The organism is Salmonella sp. SAL04157 (genome assembly GCF_046551635.1).
GTDB classification, from domain to species: domain Bacteria; phylum Pseudomonadota; class Gammaproteobacteria; order Enterobacterales; family Enterobacteriaceae; genus Salmonella; species Salmonella enterica.
Genome location: NZ_JBGDVS010000004.1, coordinates 46,517 through 64,144, shown reverse-complemented (window position 1 = coordinate 64,144; position 17,628 = coordinate 46,517). Strand labels below are relative to the sequence as shown.

Below are 17,628 nucleotides of genomic sequence, written 5' to 3'. Positions count from 1 at the left end.
TCGGGCCTTTGCGCCTGTATGTTGCGGAGAAAAAGCATGGCGGGGAATGACCGCGAGCCGATTGGACGTAAGGGGAAACCGTCACGTCCTGTGAAACAAAAGGTGAGCCGTCGTCGGCAGCATGACGACGATTATGATGATGACTATGAGGATGAAGAACCGATGCCGCGTAAAGGTAAGGGCAAAGGGCGTAAGCCTCGTGGCAAGCGCGGCTGGCTGTGGCTATTACTAAAACTGTTTATCGTTTTTGTGGTGCTGTTCGCCATTTACGGCGTCTATCTGGATCAAAAAATCCGCAGCCGTATTGATGGCAAGGTCTGGCAGCTTCCGGCGGCGGTATATGGCCGGATGGTGAACCTTGAGCCAGACATGCCTGTCAGCAAAAACGAGATGGTGAAATTGCTGGAAGCGACGCAGTATCGTCTGGTGACGAAGATGACCCGTCCCGGCGAATTTACCGTGCAGGCCAATAGCATTGAGATGATCCGTCGTCCGTTTGACTTCCCGGACAGCAAAGAAGGGCAGGTGCGCGCGCGGCTGACGTTCAGTGACGGGCGTCTGGAAACCATCGTCAATCTGGATAACAACCGCCAGTTTGGCTTCTTCCGTCTCGATCCGCGGCTTATCACCATGCTTTCTTCGCCAAATGGCGAGCAGCGTTTATTCGTCCCGCGCAGCGGTTTCCCGGATCTGCTGGTCGATACGCTGTTGGCGACGGAAGATCGTCATTTCTATGAGCATGATGGCATTAGTCTTTACTCTATCGGGCGTGCGGTGCTGGCCAACCTGACGGCGGGACGCACGGTGCAGGGGGCCAGTACGCTGACCCAGCAGCTGGTGAAGAACCTGTTCCTCTCCAGCGAAAGATCATACTGGCGTAAAGCGAATGAAGCCTACATGGCGCTGATCATGGATGCCCGTTACAGTAAAGATCGTATTCTTGAGCTGTACATGAACGAGGTCTACCTCGGTCAAAGCGGGGACAATGAAATTCGCGGTTTTCCGCTGGCGAGCCTGTATTACTTTGGTCGTCCGGTAGAGGAACTGAGCCTCGATCAGCAGGCGTTACTGGTGGGGATGGTAAAAGGGGCGTCGATTTATAACCCGTGGCGCAACCCGAAACTGGCGCTGGAGCGTCGTAACCTGGTGTTACGCCTGTTACAGCAGCAGAAAATCATCGATCAGGAACTCTATGACATGCTGAGCGCACGTCCGCTTGGCGTACAGCCGCGCGGCGGCGTTATTTCACCGCAGCCAGCGTTTATGCAGATGGTTCGTCAGGAACTGCAGGCGAAGCTAGGGGATAAAATTAAAGATCTCTCCGGCGTGAAGATCTTCACCACCTTTGACTCCGTGGCGCAGGATGCCGCAGAAAAAGCCGTTGTCGAAGGCATTCCGGCGTTGAAGAAGCAGCGTAAATTGAGCGATCTGGAAACCGCGATGGTGGTGGTGGATCGCTTTAGCGGCGAGGTGCGCGCGATGGTTGGCGGGGCGGAGCCGCAGTATGCCGGCTATAACCGTGCCATGCAGGCGCGCCGTTCCATCGGGTCGCTGGCGAAACCGGCGACCTATCTGACCGCGTTAAGTCAGCCGAACTTATACCGTCTGAACACCTGGATTGCCGATGCGCCGATTTCTCTGCGCCAGCCGAATGGTCAGGTCTGGTCGCCGCAGAACGACGATCGTCGCTACAGCGAAAGCGGGAAAGTGATGCTGGTGGATGCGTTAACTCGCTCAATGAACGTACCGACGGTCAATCTGGGGATGGCGTTAGGTTTACCGGCGGTAACCGATACCTGGACGAAGCTCGGCGTGCCGAAAGATCAGCTCAATCCGGTTCCGGCGATGCTGTTAGGGGCGCTGAACCTGACGCCGATCGAAGTGGCGCAAGCGTTCCAGACTATCGCCAGCGGCGGAAATCGCGCGCCGTTATCAGCGCTGCGTTCGGTTATTGCGGAAGATGGTAAGGTGCTGTACCAAAGTTATCCGCAAGCTGAACGCGCCGTACCGGCACAGGCGGCTTACCTGACGCTATGGACAATGCAGCAGGTCGTCCAGCGTGGTACGGGGCGTCAGCTTGGCGCGAAATATCCGGGTCTGCATCTGGCGGGTAAAACCGGGACGACAAACAACAATGTCGATACCTGGTTTGCCGGTATCGACGGCAGCCAGGTGACTATCACCTGGGTAGGCCGTGATAACAACCAGCCGACGAAATTGTACGGTGCCAGCGGCGCGATGGCGATTTACCAGCGCTATCTGGCGAACCAGACGCCGACGCCTTTAGTTCTGACGCCGCCGGAAGATGTGGTAGATATGGGCGTTGATTACGACGGTAATTTTGTCTGTAGCGGCGGTATGCGCACTCTGCCGGTCTGGACGGACGATCCAAATACGCTGTGCCAGCAGGGCGAGATGATGCAGCAACAGCAGCCGTCAGGCAATCCGTTCGATCAGTCGTCTCAGCCGCAGCAGCCTGCGCAGCAACAGCCGCCGAAAGAAGAGAAGAGCGACGGCGTTGCCGGCTGGATTAAGGAGATGTTCGGCGGCAATTAATCACGGTAATAGTGCTGGGTGGCGCTGTGCTTACCCGGTCTACACCGTTACGACCCCATTATGTGCGACGTAGGCCGAATAAGACGCTTACGTCGCCATCCGGCAAATCCTCCATAAATAACATTTCAGTCTAATTTATTAACCCTTCCTTTTCATCTGGTTGTTTCTTAACCCCTTAGTTTTCGTAGGGCCGCGTATCGCTTGCCATTGCGACGATATTTCGCCTATCATGCTGCGGTTATAATAATAATTATCGTTTACGTTATCATTCACTTTCATCAGAGATATACCAATGGCGCGTCTTAAAACTGCTCAGCCAAACTCCTCACTGCGTAAAATCGCAGTTGTAGTAGCCACAGCGGTTAGCGGCATGTCTGTCTATGCACAGGCGGCGGTTCAACCGAAAGAAGAAACCATTACCGTAACCGCAGCGCCTGCCGCGCAGGAAAGCGCCTGGGGACCGGCTCCGACCATCGCCGCGAAGCGTTCCGCCACCACCACCAAAACTGATACACCTATCGAAAAAACGCCACAGTCGGTTTCGGTGGTCACTAACGAAGAGATGCAGATGCATCAATTCCAGTCAGTAAAAGAAGCGTTGGGTTACACGCCGGGTGTAACGGTAAGCAGCCGCGGCGCTTCCAATACCTATGACTTCGTGATTATCCGTGGCTTTTCTTCCGTCGGCCTGAGCCAGAATAATTATCTGGATGGCCTGAAATTGCAGGGGAACTTCTACAACGATGCGGTTATTGATCCCTACATGCTTGAGCGTGTTGAGTTGATGCGTGGCCCAACGTCCGTTCTCTACGGTAAGAGCAACCCGGGCGGTATCATTTCGATGGTTAGCAAGCGGCCGACTACTGAGCCGCTGAAAGAAATTCAATTCAAAATGGGGACGGACAATTTGTTCCAGACCGGTTTTGATTTTAGTGATTCCCTGGATGACAACGGTGAGTTCTCATATCGTCTGACGGGACTGGCGCGTTCGACAAACGAACAGCAAAAGAGTTCTGAGTCGCAGCGCTATGCGATTGCGCCCTCTTTTACCTGGCGTCCGGATGAGAAAACGAATTTTACGTTCCTTTCTTATTTCCAGAACGAACCAGAGACCGGCTACTACGGATGGCTGCCGAAAGAGGGAACGGTTGAACCATTACCGAATGGTAAACGTCTGCCAACGGATTTCAACGAAGGGGCGTCAAACAACACCTATTCTCGTAACGAGAAAATGGTGGGATACAGTTTCGAGCATGGCTTCAACGACACTTTTACCGTGCGCCAGAATTTACGTTTTGTCGAAATGAAAACCGCGCAAAAAAGCGTCTATGGCACGGGGATTGCGGCGGACGGCCATACGCTTAACCGCGGTACTATCGTTGACAACGAGCGTTTACAGAATTTCAGCGTAGATACACAACTGGAAAGTAAATTCGCGACCGGCGATATTGATCATACGTTGCTGACGGGTGTCGATTTCATGCGTATGCGTAATGATATTAACGCGACGTTTGGTAGCGCGCCGTCAATCGATCTCTATAACAATTACCATCCTGAATACTTTGCTTTCGGCGGCGCTGAGCCGTACCAGATGAACGAAAGTAAACAAACAGGCCTCTATGTTCAGGATCAGGCGGAATGGAATAAGTGGGTATTTACTCTCGGCGGCCGCTATGACTGGTCTAAACAAGCGACAACGGTGCGTCAGAATTCCACTACGTCGACAGAAGGATATATTGAACGTAATGACCACCAGTTCACCTGGCGCGGTGGCGTAAACTACGTATTCGATAATGGAATTTCACCTTACTTCAGCTATAGCCAATCTTTCGAGCCAAGCGCCTTCGATTTGTGGAGCACCCCACGCGTTTCTTACAAGCCGTCAAAAGGCGAGCAATATGAAGCAGGGGTGAAATATGTACCGAAAGACATGCCGGTTGTTGTTACGGGTGCCGTTTATCAGCTGACCAAAACCAATAACCTGACCGCCGATCCAACCAACCCATTAGCGCAGGTGCCGGCAGGCGAAATTCGTGCGCGAGGTGTAGAGCTGGAAGCCAAAGCAGCATTGACGGCTAACATCAATATGACGGCGTCTTACACTTATACTGATGCTGAATACACGAAAGACACTAATCTGAAAGGGAATACGCCAGAGCAGGTGCCTGAACACATGGCGTCGTTGTGGGGCGATTACACCTTCAACGACGGTCCGTTGTCAGGTTTAACGCTGGGAACAGGCGGTCGTTTTATTGGTTCCAGTTACGGCGATCCGGCCAATAGCTTCAAGGTAGGCAGCGCAGCGGTGATGGATGCGGTCGTCAAGTACGATCTGGCGCGTTTTGGTATGGCGGGCTCCAGCATTGCGGTTAACGTTAATAATCTGCTCGACCGCGAATACGTCGCCAGCTGCTTCCAGACCTACGGCTGTTTCTGGGGCGCAGAACGGCAGGTCGTTGCAACGGCAACCTTCCGTTTCTAATTTCTTTTTGGGCACGGCTTGCCGTGCCCGTTTTACAAGTTGGCTGCGATGCAGGAAAACCACATTCATTCCGATACCACCTTTGCGCTGCGAAGCGTCGCCTTTCGTGTGCCGGGCCGCACGCTTTTACACCCTCTCTCGTTAACGTTTCCCGCAGGTCGCGTCACCGGACTTATCGGCCATAATGGTTCCGGTAAATCCACGCTGTTAAAAATGCTGGGCCGCCATCAGCCGCCTTCCGAAGGGGATATTCTGCTCGACAATCAGCCGCTGGCGAGCTGGAGCAGCAAGGCGTTTGCCTGCAAAGTTGCCTATCTGCCTCAACAATTGCCGCAGGCGGAAGGAATGACGGTGCGCGAACTGGTAGCGATTGGCCGCTATCCGTGGCACGGCGCGCTGGGACGCTTTGGCGTCGCGGACCGGGAAAAAGTAGACGAGGCGATTACGCTGGTCGGCTTAAAACCGCTGGCGCATCGTCTGGTAGACAGTCTTTCCGGCGGCGAGCGCCAGCGCGCGTGGATTGCCATGCTGGTCGCGCAGGACAGCCGTTGTCTGCTGCTGGATGAGCCGACGTCAGCGCTGGATATCGCCCATCAGGTTGACGTGCTGGCGCTGGTGCATCGTTTAAGCCAGCAGCGCGGGCTGACGGTGGTTGCGGTGCTGCACGATATCAACATGGCGGCCCGCTACTGTGATTATTTAGTCGCGCTACGCGGCGGTGAAATGATTGCGCAAGGAACGCCTGCGGAACTGATGCGCAGTGACACGCTGGAACAGATTTACGGTATCCCGATGGGTATCCTTCCGCATCCGGCGGGCGCGGCACCTGTGAGTTTTGTGTATTAATGCGTGATTTATATCCTCTTACTCGCCGCCGTTTATTAACGGCGATGGCGCTCTCGCCGCTGCTGTGGCAAATGAATACGGCGCAGGCTGCCGCTATCGATCCCCGCCGGATTGTGGCGCTGGAGTGGCTGCCGGTTGAGCTGCTGCTGGCGCTCGGTATTACGCCTTATGGCGTGGCGGACGTGCCAAATTATAAGCTGTGGGTTAGCGAACCGCCGTTACCGGATTCGGTGATTGATGTGGGTCTTCGCACTGAACCCAATCTCGAACTGCTGACAGAGATGAAGCCGTCGTTTATGGTCTGGTCGGCAGGTTACGGACCCTCGCCGGAAAAATTGGCGCGGATCGCGCCGGGGCGCGGGTTCGATTTTAGCGACGGCAAAAAGCCGCTGGCGGTGGCCCGACGCTCGCTGGTTGAACTGGCGCAGACGCTGAATCTGGAAGCTGCGGCAGAAAAACATCTGGCGCAATACGATCGCTTCATCGCCAGCCAGAAGCCGCATTTTATCCGCCGCGGGGGGCGTCCGTTACTGATGACGACGCTTATCGATCCGCGGCATATGCTGGTGCTCGGCCCGAATTGCCTGTTCCAGGAGGTGCTGGACGAGTATGGCATCGTCAATGCCTGGCAGGGTGAAACCAACTTTTGGGGCAGTACGGCGGTCAGCATCGATCGGCTGGCGATGTATAAAGAAGCGGATGTGATCTGCTTCGATCACGGGAATAGCACCGATATGAACGCGCTGATGGCAACGCCGCTGTGGCAGGCCATGCCGTTTGTCCGCGCCGGGCGCTTTCACCGGGTGCCCGCCGTTTGGTTCTATGGCGCGACCCTCTCCACGATGCATTTTGTCCGCATCCTGAATAACGTGTTGGGAGGCAAAGCGTGAGCAGAAAACGTGAAATGCCGGATGGCGGCGCGAAAAACGCCTTATCCGACCTACGGTTCGGGTGCTTTGTAGGCCGGATAAGGCGAAGCCGCCATCCGGCGTTGCTGTTATTGGCGCTGTTTGTTGCCGCCTGCTGGCTGACATCGGTTAACTTCTCCGTTGCGCTACCGCGCAGCCAGTGGCAACAGGCTATCTGGTCACCGGATATCGACATCATTGAGCAGATGATTTTTCATTACAGCCTGTTGCCAAGACTGGCGATTTCGCTGCTGGTGGGCGCGGGGCTTGGGCTGGTAGGCGTCCTGTTCCAGCAAGTATTGCGTAACCCGCTGGCGGAACCGACCACGCTGGGCGTGGCGACCGGCGCGCAATTGGGGATCACGGTGACTACGCTATGGGCGATTCCCGGCGCGCTGGCGACGCAGTTTGCCGCCCTGACGGGAGCCTGTATCGTCGGCGCGCTGGTGTTCGGCGTGGCGTGGGGCAAACGTCTGTCGCCAGTGACCCTAATCCTCGCCGGGCTGGTGGTTAGCCTCTATTGTGGCGCAATCAACCAGTTACTGGTGATTTTCCACCACGATCAGTTGCAAAGCATGTTTTTATGGAGCACCGGAACGCTGACGCAAACCGACTGGAGCGGCGTGCAGCGTCTGTGGCCGCAGTTGCTGGGCGGTGTGATGCTCACGTTATTGTTGCTACGTCCGATGACGCTGATGGGGCTGGATGACGGCGTTGCGCGTAATCTGGGGCTGGCGCTGTCGTTAGCGCGTCTGGCGGCGCTGTCGCTGGCGATTGTGTTGAGCGCGCTGCTGGTCAACGCGGTGGGCATTATCGGTTTTATCGGCCTGTTTGCGCCGCTGCTGGCGAAAATGCTTGGCGCAAGACGTCTGCTGGCGCGCCTGATGCTGGCGCCGCTCATTGGGGCGCTTATTTTGTGGCTATCCGATCAGATTATCCTTTGGCTCACCCGCGTATGGATGGAGGTCTCCACCGGTTCAGTGACGGCGTTAATCGGCGCGCCGCTGCTCCTGTGGCTGCTGCCGCGGCTTAAAAGCATGAGCGCGCCGGATATGAACGCCAGCGATCGTGTGGCGGCGGAACGTCGGCATGTCCTCGCTTTTGCCGTTGCCGGTGGCGTGCTCCTGCTGCTGGCAACATGGGGCGCGCTCTCTTTTGGTCGCGATGCGCACGGCTGGACGTGGGCGAGCGGAACGCTGCTTGAAGAACTGATGCCGTGGCGCTGGCCGCGGATACTGGCGGCGTTAATGGCGGGTGTCATGCTGGCGGTGGCGGGCTGCATTATTCAGCGTCTGACCGGTAACCCAATGGCCAGTCCGGAAGTGCTGGGGATCAGTTCCGGAGCCGCGTTTGGCGTGGTGTTGATGCTGTTTTTGGTGCCGGGGAATGCCTTCGGTTGGCTACTGCCCGCCGGAAGCCTGGGCGCGGCGGCGACACTGCTGATTATTATGATAGCCGCCGGGCGCGGCGGTTTCTCGCCGCAACGGATGTTGCTGGCGGGGATGGCGCTCAGCACCGCGTTTACCATGCTGCTAATGATGCTCCAGGCGAGCGGCGACCCGCGGATGGCGGAAGTGTTGACCTGGATCGCAGGATCTACCTATAACGCCACTGGCGGGCAGGTTACGCGAACCGCGATCGTAATGGTGATTTTGCTGGCAATTGTGCCATTGTGTCGCCGCTGGTTAACGATTTTGCCACTGGGCGGCGATGCCGCGCGCGCGGTGGGCATGGCGCTTACGCCGTCGCGTATCGCGCTGCTGGCGTTGGCGGCTTGTTTGACGGCAACCGCGACGATGACCATTGGGCCGCTGAGTTTCGTTGGACTGATGGCGCCGCATATTGCGCGGATGCTCGGTTTTCGCCGGACGATGCCGCATATGGTCATCTCGGCGCTGGCAGGGGGCGTTTTACTGGTCTTTGCCGACTGGTGCGGCAGGATGGCGCTATTTCCGTATCAGATCCCGGCGGGACTGCTTTCAAGCTTTATTGGCGCGCCGTACTTTATCTATTTGCTACGTAAACAGAGCCGCTGAGTTTGCCGGATGGCGGCATAAATGCTTTATCCGGCCTACGGCGTAGAATGTAGGCCGGGTAATCGTCACCCGGCAATTCATCCTTTACAATTTCGCAAACACCCGACGTGCGGCGTCAATGGTATTATTAATGTCGTCCATGCTGTGTGCGACCGACATAAAACCCGCTTCAAACGCCGATGGCGCCAGATACACGCCTTCCTCCAGCATCAGGTGGAAGAAACGCTTAAAGCGTTCAACGTCGCACGCCATCACGTCCTGATAGCAGGTTACGCTCTCAGCGTCGGTGAAGAAAATCCCGAACATGCCGCCGACATGGTTGACGACCAGCGGAATATTCGCTTCTTCGGCAGCTTCCAGCAAACCTTCCGCCAGACGGGTGGTAAGCTCATCCAGCGTTTCATGAATGCCGGGCTGGGCGACTTCATTCAGGCAGGCGAAACCGGCCGCCATCGCAATAGGGTTGCCGGAAAGGGTGCCCGCCTGGTAAACCGGGCCCGTCGGCGCCAGCGCATCCATTACATCGCGACGACCGCCAAACGCGCCTACCGGCATCCCGCCGCCGATGATTTTACCCAGACAGGTCAGGTCCGGCACGACGCCGTAGTAATCCTGGGCTCCGGCCAGCGCTACGCGAAAACCGGTCATCACTTCGTCGATAATCAGCAGCGCGCCGAACTCATCGCACAAGGCGCGCAGACCGGGCAGGAATTCCGGCAGCGGCGGGACGCAGTTCATGTTGCCCGCCACCGGCTCGACGATGATACAGGCGATTTCCTGCGGATATTGTTCAAACGCCGCGCGCACTGACGCCAGATCGTTATAAGTGCAGGTCAGCGTATGTTTCGCGAAATCTGCCGGCACGCCCGGTGAGTTCGGCTGACCGAGCGTCAGCGCGCCAGAACCGGCTTTGACCAGCAGGCAGTCTGCGTGGCCGTGGTAGCAGCCTTCGAATTTGATAATCTTATCGCGGCCAGTAAAACCACGCGCCAGGCGAATAGCGCTCATGGTCGCTTCGGTGCCGGAGTTCACCATGCGCACCATGTCCATGGTCGGCACCAGGTTGGTGACCAGTTCCGCCATTTTCACTTCCATTTCGGTTGGCGCGCCGAAGCTTAAACCGCGCTCCGCAGCTTCGATCACCGCATTGCGGATAGCCGGGTGGTTATGCCCCAGTACCATTGGCCCCCAGGAACCGACATAGTCGATATACGCTTTGCCATCGACATCGTACAGATACGCGCCGTCCGCTTTTTCGATAAACAGCGGGGTGCCGCCCACGCCAGTGAAGGCGCGAACAGGGGAGTTCACACCGCCGGGGATCAGCTCGCGGGCCGCGCTATAGAGATTTTCAGACTTACTCATGGAAAGATTCCTGGTTCGTAGAAAAAGTGAATACCCGCTATTCTAAGTTATTCAGAGAAGGTTATGAAAGTTTTACGCATTTGAAACAATACGATTTGCAGGGGATTTTCACGGCGTTGGCGAGTAGAATGCCGACTTTAGATTTGTATTACCAATTAATGATCTTCTGATGAAAACAGACACTTCCACCTTTTTAGCTCAGCAAATTGTGCGCTTACGGCGCAGAGATCAGATTCGCCGGTTAATGCAGCGGGATAAAACGCCGCTGGCCATCCTGTTCATGGCGGCCGTTGTCGGCACGCTTACCGGACTGGTTGGCGTCGCCTTTGAAAAGGCGGTTTCCTGGGTACAAAACATGCGCATTGGCGCGCTGGTTCAGGTCGCGGACCATGCGTTTTTGCTTTGGCCGCTGGCCTTTATCCTTTCGGCGTTACTGGCGATGGTCGGCTATTTTTTGGTGCGAAAATTTGCACCGGAAGCCGGCGGCTCGGGTATCCCGGAAATTGAAGGCGCGCTGGAGGAGTTACGTCCGGTGCGCTGGTGGCGCGTGTTGCCGGTGAAGTTTATCGGCGGGATGGGAACGTTGGGCGCAGGAATGGTGTTAGGGCGCGAAGGGCCAACGGTGCAAATCGGGGGCAACCTGGGGCGCATGGTGCTGGATGTTTTTCGTATGCGCAGCGCCGAAGCGCGGCATACGTTGCTGGCGACCGGCGCGGCGGCGGGGCTCTCTGCGGCGTTTAACGCGCCGCTGGCGGGTATCCTGTTTATTATTGAAGAGATGCGCCCGCAGTTTCGCTACAACCTGATTTCGATTAAAGCGGTGTTTACCGGCGTCATCATGTCGAGCATTGTGTTCCGCATATTTAACGGCGAAGCGCCGATTATTGAAGTCGGCAAACTGTCTGATGCGCCGGTTAACACGCTGTGGTTATACCTTATCCTCGGTATTATTTTTGGCTGCGTCGGGCCGGTATTTAATTCGTTGGTGCTGCGTACCCAGGATATGTTTCAGCGCTTTCATGGCGGCGAAATTAAAAAATGGGTGCTTATGGGCGGCGCGATCGGCGGCCTGTGCGGTATTCTGGGGTTGATTGAGCCGGAAGCGGCAGGCGGCGGATTTAACCTTATTCCTATCGCCGCGGCAGGTAATTTTAGCGTCGGGCTACTGCTGTTCATCTTTATTACCCGGGTGGTCACGACGCTGCTTTGCTTTTCTTCCGGCGCGCCGGGGGGCATTTTCGCCCCGATGCTGGCGCTGGGAACGCTGCTTGGTACGGCCTTCGGTATGGCGGCGGCAGTGCTTTTCCCTCAGTATCACCTGGAGGCCGGTACCTTTGCGATTGCCGGGATGGGGGCGCTGATGGCGGCGTCGGTGCGCGCCCCGTTGACGGGGATTGTGCTGGTGCTGGAGATGACCGATAACTATCAGCTCATTTTGCCAATGATTATCACCTGTCTTGGCGCGACACTATTAGCCCAGTTTTTGGGCGGGAAACCGTTATACTCAACCATCCTGGCGCGCACTCTGGCGAAGCAGGATGCGGAACAGGCGGCGAAAAACCAGAATGCGCCTGCGGGCGAGAATACTTGAACGAATTACCAGGGTATTAGATAATGACTGCCAATATTGGGTGAAAATTTATCCAATTACCGATGTCGTTTGGAGCAAAATATGAGTGATGACGTAGCGCTGCCGCTGCAGTTTACCGACGCAGCAGCGAATAAAGTAAAAAGTCTTATCGCTGACGAAGATAACCCGAATCTGAAACTGCGCGTGTATATCACCGGCGGTGGTTGCAGCGGCTTCCAGTATGGTTTTACCTTTGACGATCAGGTGAACGAAGGGGATATGACCATCGAAAAACAGGGCGTTGGCCTGGTGGTTGACCCGATGAGTTTGCAGTATCTGGTGGGTGGTTCGGTGGATTATACCGAAGGTCTGGAAGGTTCCCGCTTCATTGTAACCAACCCGAATGCGAAAAGTACCTGCGGGTGTGGCTCTTCCTTCAGCATTTGATTGCTGTTCGTTGTGCCGGATGGCGACGCGAGCGTCTTATCCGGCCTACAACATCTTTCCTGTAGGCCCGATAAGCGTAGCGCCATCGGGCAAAACAATATCAACGTCCGTTTTCATCCAGTGCAAACGTCGGCAATTTCAAATGCCAGCGAATGGCCGCCAGCCGAATGAACAGCGTGACGACCATACCCATCATGCTGGCGCTTTCCAGCGGTACTGAAAACGTATAAAACGCGGTGGCGTGAACAATCCCGCCGATAATACAGGCCGTGGCATAGATTTCGGTGCGTAGGATCATGGGAATCTCGCGTGCCAGAACATCGCGAATAATCCCGCCGCCGACGCCGGTAATCACGCCCATACAGACTGCCACTAATGGCCCCGTTTCAGCGAGGAAGGCTTTATTCACCCCAATGCCGACAAACACCGCCAGCCCGACCGCATCCAGTACCGGCAACATCCATTTCGGCAGACGTCTTGGCTGGCGAACCAGCAGGATGGTCAGCATACTGGTGACCATGGCGACGACCAAATCGGTAGGATCTTTAACCCAGAATACCGGGCCGTTATCCAGCGCCATATCGCGGATTGTCCCGCCGCCGACGGCAGTAACGACGCCGAGCACCAGGACGCCGAACGGGTCCATACGTAATTTCCCGGCCAGCAACACGCCAGAGATAGCAAATACAGCCGTGCCTACAATATCCAGCCAATAGACGAGCATTGTCGAATCCCCACTGGGAGCCTGGTAAGACAGGCTCTAATTCACCTGTGAAAGCGCATTACAGAGTTGTTTTGCGGCGAGGATAATACGCGGGCTTGCGCGTTCAAACCAGTCGCTGTTAAGCGGAATAACCGGAATTTTTAGCAGGTTTCCCCAGTATTGTTCAATTTTGAGAATTTCGCCCGCTTTTCCGGCCACGATAATAGCCTGGGGATGCCTTGCCAGCACCTGCTCACGGCTGACTTGCGGCCACGGCACGCGGCTGTCAGCAAAGACGTTTTCTCCGCCGCAGGTCGTCAAAACCTGATGTTGAATAGACCCTTTACCACTGGTAAACAGAGGATTCATGCCAAACTGAAGAAAGACGCGCTTTTTAGCTTTACCGGCATACTCGGCGTTGAGCGCGGCGTACTCGTTTAGCAATGTCTGCGCTGCCTGCTGAGCCTTTTCCGGCTGCGGGCTCCAGGCGGCCAGTTGACGGAGCGTGTCGGCGATCTGTTCGATGGTTACCGCGTCCACCCACATGACCTTAATACCTAATGACGTCAGTTGGTTTACCTGGCGTTCCGCATTACCGCCGCGCCAGGCGACGACCAGATCCGGCTTCAGCGCCACAATGCGTTCCAGATTCATTCCCTGCCAGGTAGAGACCTGTTCTATTTTTTGCGCTTCGGGCGGGTAGTCGGAATAGCTGCTGACGCCAACGGGCGTAATCCCGGCGGCAAAAGCGAGCTCCGTATTGGCGGGAGAGAGGGTAATGACGCGCGGCGTAGCGTAAAGCCACACCGGGAGCGTAAGCAGCAGGGCGACCAGCGCCCTGAACATTTGCTTAGCCATGCGCCAGTTTCTGTACCAGCGTCTCGACCATCAGAGTCGACTGTTTCGCCGCCACCGCGAGGAATTCGTCAAAGCTGAGGTGCGATTGCTGATCGGCCACGTCAGAAATAGCGCGTACCACCACGAACGGCACGTTGAAGTTATAGCAGACGTGTGCGATAGCGGTGGCTTCCATCTCTACGGCGACCGCGTCGGGGAAGTTATGCCGAATTTTTGCCAGCCCGACGGAGCCGTTAATAAACGCGTCGCCGCTAACAATAAGGCCGCGTACCGCGTTCAGATTCAGCTCTCTGATGCAGGATTCTGCGGCGGCGATCAGTTTATCATCGGCCTTAAATCCGGCCGGACAGCCCGGTAATTGCCCGTATTCATAGCCGAAAGCGGTCACATCAGCGTCGTGGTAACGCGCTTCGTCAGAGACGACGATATCGCCGACCTTCAGCGTGGACGCCAGACCGCCTGCGGAACCGGTATTGATGATCACGTCCGGTTTGCAGTGCTCCAGAAGCAACGTTGCGCCCAGCGCCGCCGCGACTTTACCGATACCAGATTTCAGCAACGCCACTTCGGTGCCGTTCAACTGGCCGGTGTAAATTTCGCAGCCGCCCAGCGTAATCGTCTGACGGTTGTTAATTTTGTCACGCAGCAGCGTAACTTCTTCTTCCATTGCGCCAATGATGCCGATTTTCATAGATTTACTCGCGATAAGTCAGTTTTGAGGGCATAGTTTATCATGCGCTTATGGGGAAGCGCATTTCTCAGGCGGGGAGAGAATATGGCATCGATCGATTTCCGAAATAAAATTAACTGGCATCGTCGTTATCGTTCACCGCAGGGCGTAAAGACGGAACATGAGATCCTGCGGATTTTTGAAAGCGATCGCGGGCGGATTATCAACTCTCCGGCTATACGCCGTTTGCAGCAAAAAACGCAGGTTTTCCCGCTGGAGCGCAATGCCGCAGTACGTACTCGCCTGACGCATTCGATGGAGGTGCAGCAGGTGGGGCGTTATATCGCGAAAGAGATTTTAAGCCGCCTGAAAGAGCAAAACCGACTGGAGGAGTACGGTCTGGATGCGCTGACCGGTCCCTTTGAAAGTATTGTGGAAATGGCCTGCCTGATGCACGACATCGGTAATCCGCCGTTCGGTCATTTTGGCGAGGCGGCGATCAATGACTGGTTTCGTCAGCGGCTGCATCCGGAAGATGCGGAAAGTCAGCCGCTCACGCATGATCGCTGTGTGGTTTCCTCGCTACGGTTACAGGAAGGCGAAGAAAATCTGAACGATATTCGCCGCAAGGTACGTCAGGATATCTGCCATTTTGAAGGCAATGCACAGGGAATTCGTCTGGTACATACGCTCATGCGGATGAATCTTACCTGGGCGCAGGTTGGCGGAATTTTAAAATATACCCGTCCGGCATGGTGGCGAGGGCCGGTGCCGGATTCCCATCGCTATTTAATGAAGAAACCGGGCTATTATCTTTCTGAAGAGAAGTATATTGAGAGGTTACGTAAAGAACTGCAGTTAGCGCCTTACAGTCGCTTTCCATTAACGTGGATTATGGAAGCCGCAGATGATATTTCTTATTGTGTTGCCGATCTTGAAGACGCGGTAGAGAAAAGAATCTTTAGCGTTGAGCAGCTTTACCACCATTTATATCACGCGTGGGGCCACCATGAGAAGGATTCGCTGTTTGAGCTGGTGGTAGGAAATGCGTGGGAAAAATCACGCGCCAATACATTAAGCCGCAGTACCGAAGATCAGTTTTTTATGTATTTACGGGTAAATACATTAAATAAACTGGTGCCCTATGCCGCTCAGCGTTTTATTGATAATTTGCCGCAGATTTTTGCCGGTACCTTCAATCAGGCGTTGCTGGAAGATGCCAGCGGTTTTAGCCGCCTGCTTGAACTCTATAAGAATGTGGCGGTTGAACATGTGTTTAGCCATCCGGATGTAGAACAGCTTGAACTACAGGGATACCGGGTGATCAGCGGGTTATTAGATATCTATCAGCCGCTATTAAGTTTGTCGCTTAACGACTTTCGCGAGCTGGTGGAAAAAGAACGGTTGAAACGCTTCCCCATAGAATCGCGCTTATTTCAGAAACTTTCTACGCGCCATCGTTTGGCCTACGTGGAAGTCGTCAGTAAATTACCTACGGATTCGGCGGAGTACCCGGTACTGGAATATTATTATCGCTGTCGGTTGATTCAGGATTATATCAGCGGGATGACTGACCTTTACGCATGGGATGAATATCGGCGTTTGATGGCGGTCGAACAGTAAATGGACTTTTGTAAAGATGGACAATAAATTTTTACTTTTTCCAGAAACTTTGTTCCGGAACTTCGCGTTATAAAATGAATCTGACGTACACAGCAATTTTGCGTTACCTGTTAATCGAGATTGAAACACATGAAAAAAACCACATTAGCAATGAGTGCACTGGCTCTGAGTTTAGGTTTGGCATTGTCGCCTCTGTCTGCCACGGCGGCTGAAACGTCCTCTTCAGCAATGACTGCCCAGCAGATGCCAAGCCTGGCACCGATGCTCGAAAAAGTGATGCCATCGGTGGTCAGTATTAATGTAGAAGGTAGCACCACGGTGAATACGCCGCGTATGCCGCGTAATTTCCAGCAGTTCTTTGGCGATGACTCCCCGTTCTGCCAGGGCGGTTCTCCGTTCCAGAATTCTCCGTTCTGCCAGGGCGGCGGTAACGGCGGCAACGGCGGTCAACAACAGAAATTCATGGCGCTGGGCTCCGGCGTAATTATTGACGCCGCGAAGGGCTACGTCGTTACCAACAACCACGTGGTTGATAACGCCAGCGTGATTAAAGTACAGCTTAGCGATGGACGTAAATTCGATGCTAAAGTGGTGGGCAAAGATCCACGTTCTGATATCGCGCTGATTCAAATTCAGAATCCGAAGAACCTGACGGCGATTAAGCTGGCGGACTCCGACGCGCTGCGCGTGGGGGATTATACCGTCGCTATTGGTAACCCGTTTGGTCTGGGCGAAACGGTGACGTCAGGTATCGTTTCGGCGCTGGGGCGTAGCGGCCTGAACGTAGAAAATTACGAGAACTTTATTCAGACCGACGCCGCGATTAACCGCGGTAACTCCGGCGGCGCGCTGGTGAACCTGAACGGTGAGCTGATCGGTATTAACACCGCGATTCTGGCGCCGGACGGCGGCAACATCGGTATCGGCTTCGCTATCCCCAGTAACATGGTGAAAAACCTGACGTCGCAGATGGTGGAATACGGCCAGGTGAAACGCGGCGAACTGGGGATCATGGGGACTGAGCTGAATTCCGAATTGGCGAAAGCGATGAAAGTCGACGCCCAGCGTGGCGCGTTCGTCAGCCAGGTGATGCCGAATTCGTCCGCGGCGAAAGCGGGTATCAAAGCCGGGGATGTCATTACCTCGCTGAACGGTAAACCGATCAGCAGCTTTGCGGCGCTGCGCGCTCAGGTCGGTACTATGCCGGTCGGCAGCAAAATCAGCCTCGGTCTGCTGCGTGAAGGTAAAGCGATTACGGTTAATCTGGAACTGCAGCAGAGCAGCCAGAGTCAGGTTGATTCCAGCACCATCTTCAGCGGGATTGAAGGCGCTGAAATGAGCAATAAAGGCCAGGATAAAGGCGTTGTGGTGAGCAGCGTGAAAGCGAATTCACCCGCCGCGCAAATTGGCCTCAAAAAAGGCGATGTCATTATCGGCGCTAACCAGCAGCCGGTGAAAAATATCGCCGAGCTGCGTAAGATTCTCGACAGCAAGCCGTCGGTGCTGGCGCTGAATATTCAGCGTGGTGATAGTTCTATTTATTTACTGATGCAGTAATCACCTT

General features: G+C 55.2%; 13 protein-coding genes. 9 read left to right on the top strand and 4 right to left on the bottom strand.

The window, feature by feature from the left end; genetic code table 11:
- Positions 1–36 precede the first annotated feature (36 nt).
- The 5 genes from mrcB to fhuB all read left to right on the top strand — a co-directional run bounded on the left by mrcB (position 37) and on the right by fhuB (position 8,828).
- Positions 37–2,556 carry a bifunctional glycosyl transferase/transpeptidase gene (gene mrcB / locus ACLJRE_RS10115; protein WP_000918126.1) on the top strand — a complete coding sequence of 840 codons (2,520 nt, stop codon included), beginning with the start codon at positions 37–39 and terminating at the stop codon, positions 2,554–2,556.
- Between the two features lie 292 nt (positions 2,557–2,848).
- Complete coding sequence (fhuA, locus tag ACLJRE_RS10110; protein WP_023212430.1) at positions 2,849–5,038, top strand: ferrichrome porin FhuA; 2,190 nt, start codon at positions 2,849–2,851, stop codon at positions 5,036–5,038.
- A gap of 48 nt (positions 5,039–5,086) precedes the next feature.
- Positions 5,087–5,884 (top strand): Fe3+-hydroxamate ABC transporter ATP-binding protein FhuC, encoded by a 798-nt coding sequence (gene fhuC / locus ACLJRE_RS10105; protein ID WP_023212429.1) that lies wholly within the window; start codon positions 5,087–5,089, stop codon positions 5,882–5,884.
- Positions 5,884–6,774, top strand: coding sequence for a Fe(3+)-hydroxamate ABC transporter substrate-binding protein FhuD (gene fhuD, locus ACLJRE_RS10100; RefSeq protein ID WP_001205359.1), 891 nt, complete (start codon positions 5,884–5,886; stop codon positions 6,772–6,774). The genes fhuC and fhuD overlap by 1 nt, the downstream gene beginning before the upstream one ends.
- Before the next feature lie 14 nt (positions 6,775–6,788).
- The gene (fhuB, locus tag ACLJRE_RS10095) at positions 6,789–8,828 is read left to right on the top strand and encodes a Fe(3+)-hydroxamate ABC transporter permease FhuB (RefSeq protein WP_115399617.1); all 2,040 of its coding nucleotides are present in this window, start codon (positions 6,789–6,791) and stop codon (positions 8,826–8,828) included.
- An 84-nt stretch (positions 8,829–8,912) separates the two neighbouring features.
- On the opposite strand, the gene hemL is transcribed toward fhuB, so the two are convergent.
- Entirely contained in the window at positions 8,913–10,193 is a 1,281-nt protein-coding gene (gene hemL / locus ACLJRE_RS10090; protein ID WP_000045249.1) for a glutamate-1-semialdehyde 2,1-aminomutase, read from the bottom strand.
- A 169-nt stretch (positions 10,194–10,362) separates the two neighbouring features.
- On the opposite strand from hemL, the gene clcA reads away from it, so the two are divergent.
- Positions 10,363–11,784 carry a H(+)/Cl(-) exchange transporter ClcA gene (clcA, locus tag ACLJRE_RS10085; protein WP_000845430.1) on the top strand — a complete coding sequence of 474 codons (1,422 nt, stop codon included), beginning with the start codon at positions 10,363–10,365 and terminating at the stop codon, positions 11,782–11,784.
- Between the two features lie 81 nt (positions 11,785–11,865).
- Positions 11,866–12,210 (top strand): iron-sulfur cluster insertion protein ErpA, encoded by a 345-nt coding sequence (erpA, locus tag ACLJRE_RS10080; protein ID WP_001278668.1) that lies wholly within the window; start codon positions 11,866–11,868, stop codon positions 12,208–12,210.
- Between the two features lie 100 nt (positions 12,211–12,310).
- Here erpA and ACLJRE_RS10075 read toward each other — a convergent pair whose 3' ends face one another.
- Genes ACLJRE_RS10075 through mtnN form a run of 3 tightly spaced genes read right to left on the bottom strand, consistent with a single transcriptional unit; the run spans position 12,311 to position 14,462 of the window.
- On the bottom strand, positions 12,311–12,934 hold the full coding sequence (locus tag ACLJRE_RS10075) for a TRIC cation channel family protein (RefSeq protein WP_000964234.1): 624 nt from the start codon (positions 12,932–12,934) through the stop codon (positions 12,311–12,313).
- Positions 12,935–12,970: 36 nt separating this feature from the next.
- Positions 12,971–13,771, bottom strand: coding sequence for a vitamin B12 ABC transporter substrate-binding protein BtuF (gene btuF / locus ACLJRE_RS10070; RefSeq protein WP_001118847.1), 801 nt, complete (start codon positions 13,769–13,771; stop codon positions 12,971–12,973).
- Positions 13,764–14,462 carry a 5'-methylthioadenosine/S-adenosylhomocysteine nucleosidase gene (gene mtnN, locus ACLJRE_RS10065; RefSeq protein ID WP_000689861.1) on the bottom strand — a complete coding sequence of 233 codons (699 nt, stop codon included), beginning with the start codon at positions 14,460–14,462 and terminating at the stop codon, positions 13,764–13,766. The genes btuF and mtnN overlap by 8 nt, the downstream gene beginning before the upstream one ends.
- Before the next feature lie 84 nt (positions 14,463–14,546).
- Between mtnN and dgt the strand changes: the two genes are divergently transcribed.
- Both dgt and degP read left to right on the top strand, forming a co-directional pair.
- Positions 14,547–16,064 carry a dGTPase gene (dgt, locus tag ACLJRE_RS10060; protein ID WP_023212427.1) on the top strand — a complete coding sequence of 506 codons (1,518 nt, stop codon included), beginning with the start codon at positions 14,547–14,549 and terminating at the stop codon, positions 16,062–16,064.
- 129 nt (positions 16,065–16,193) lie between these two features.
- Positions 16,194–17,621 carry a serine endoprotease DegP gene (gene degP, locus ACLJRE_RS10055; RefSeq protein ID WP_023212425.1) on the top strand — a complete coding sequence of 476 codons (1,428 nt, stop codon included), beginning with the start codon at positions 16,194–16,196 and terminating at the stop codon, positions 17,619–17,621.
- Positions 17,622–17,628 lie beyond the last annotated feature (7 nt).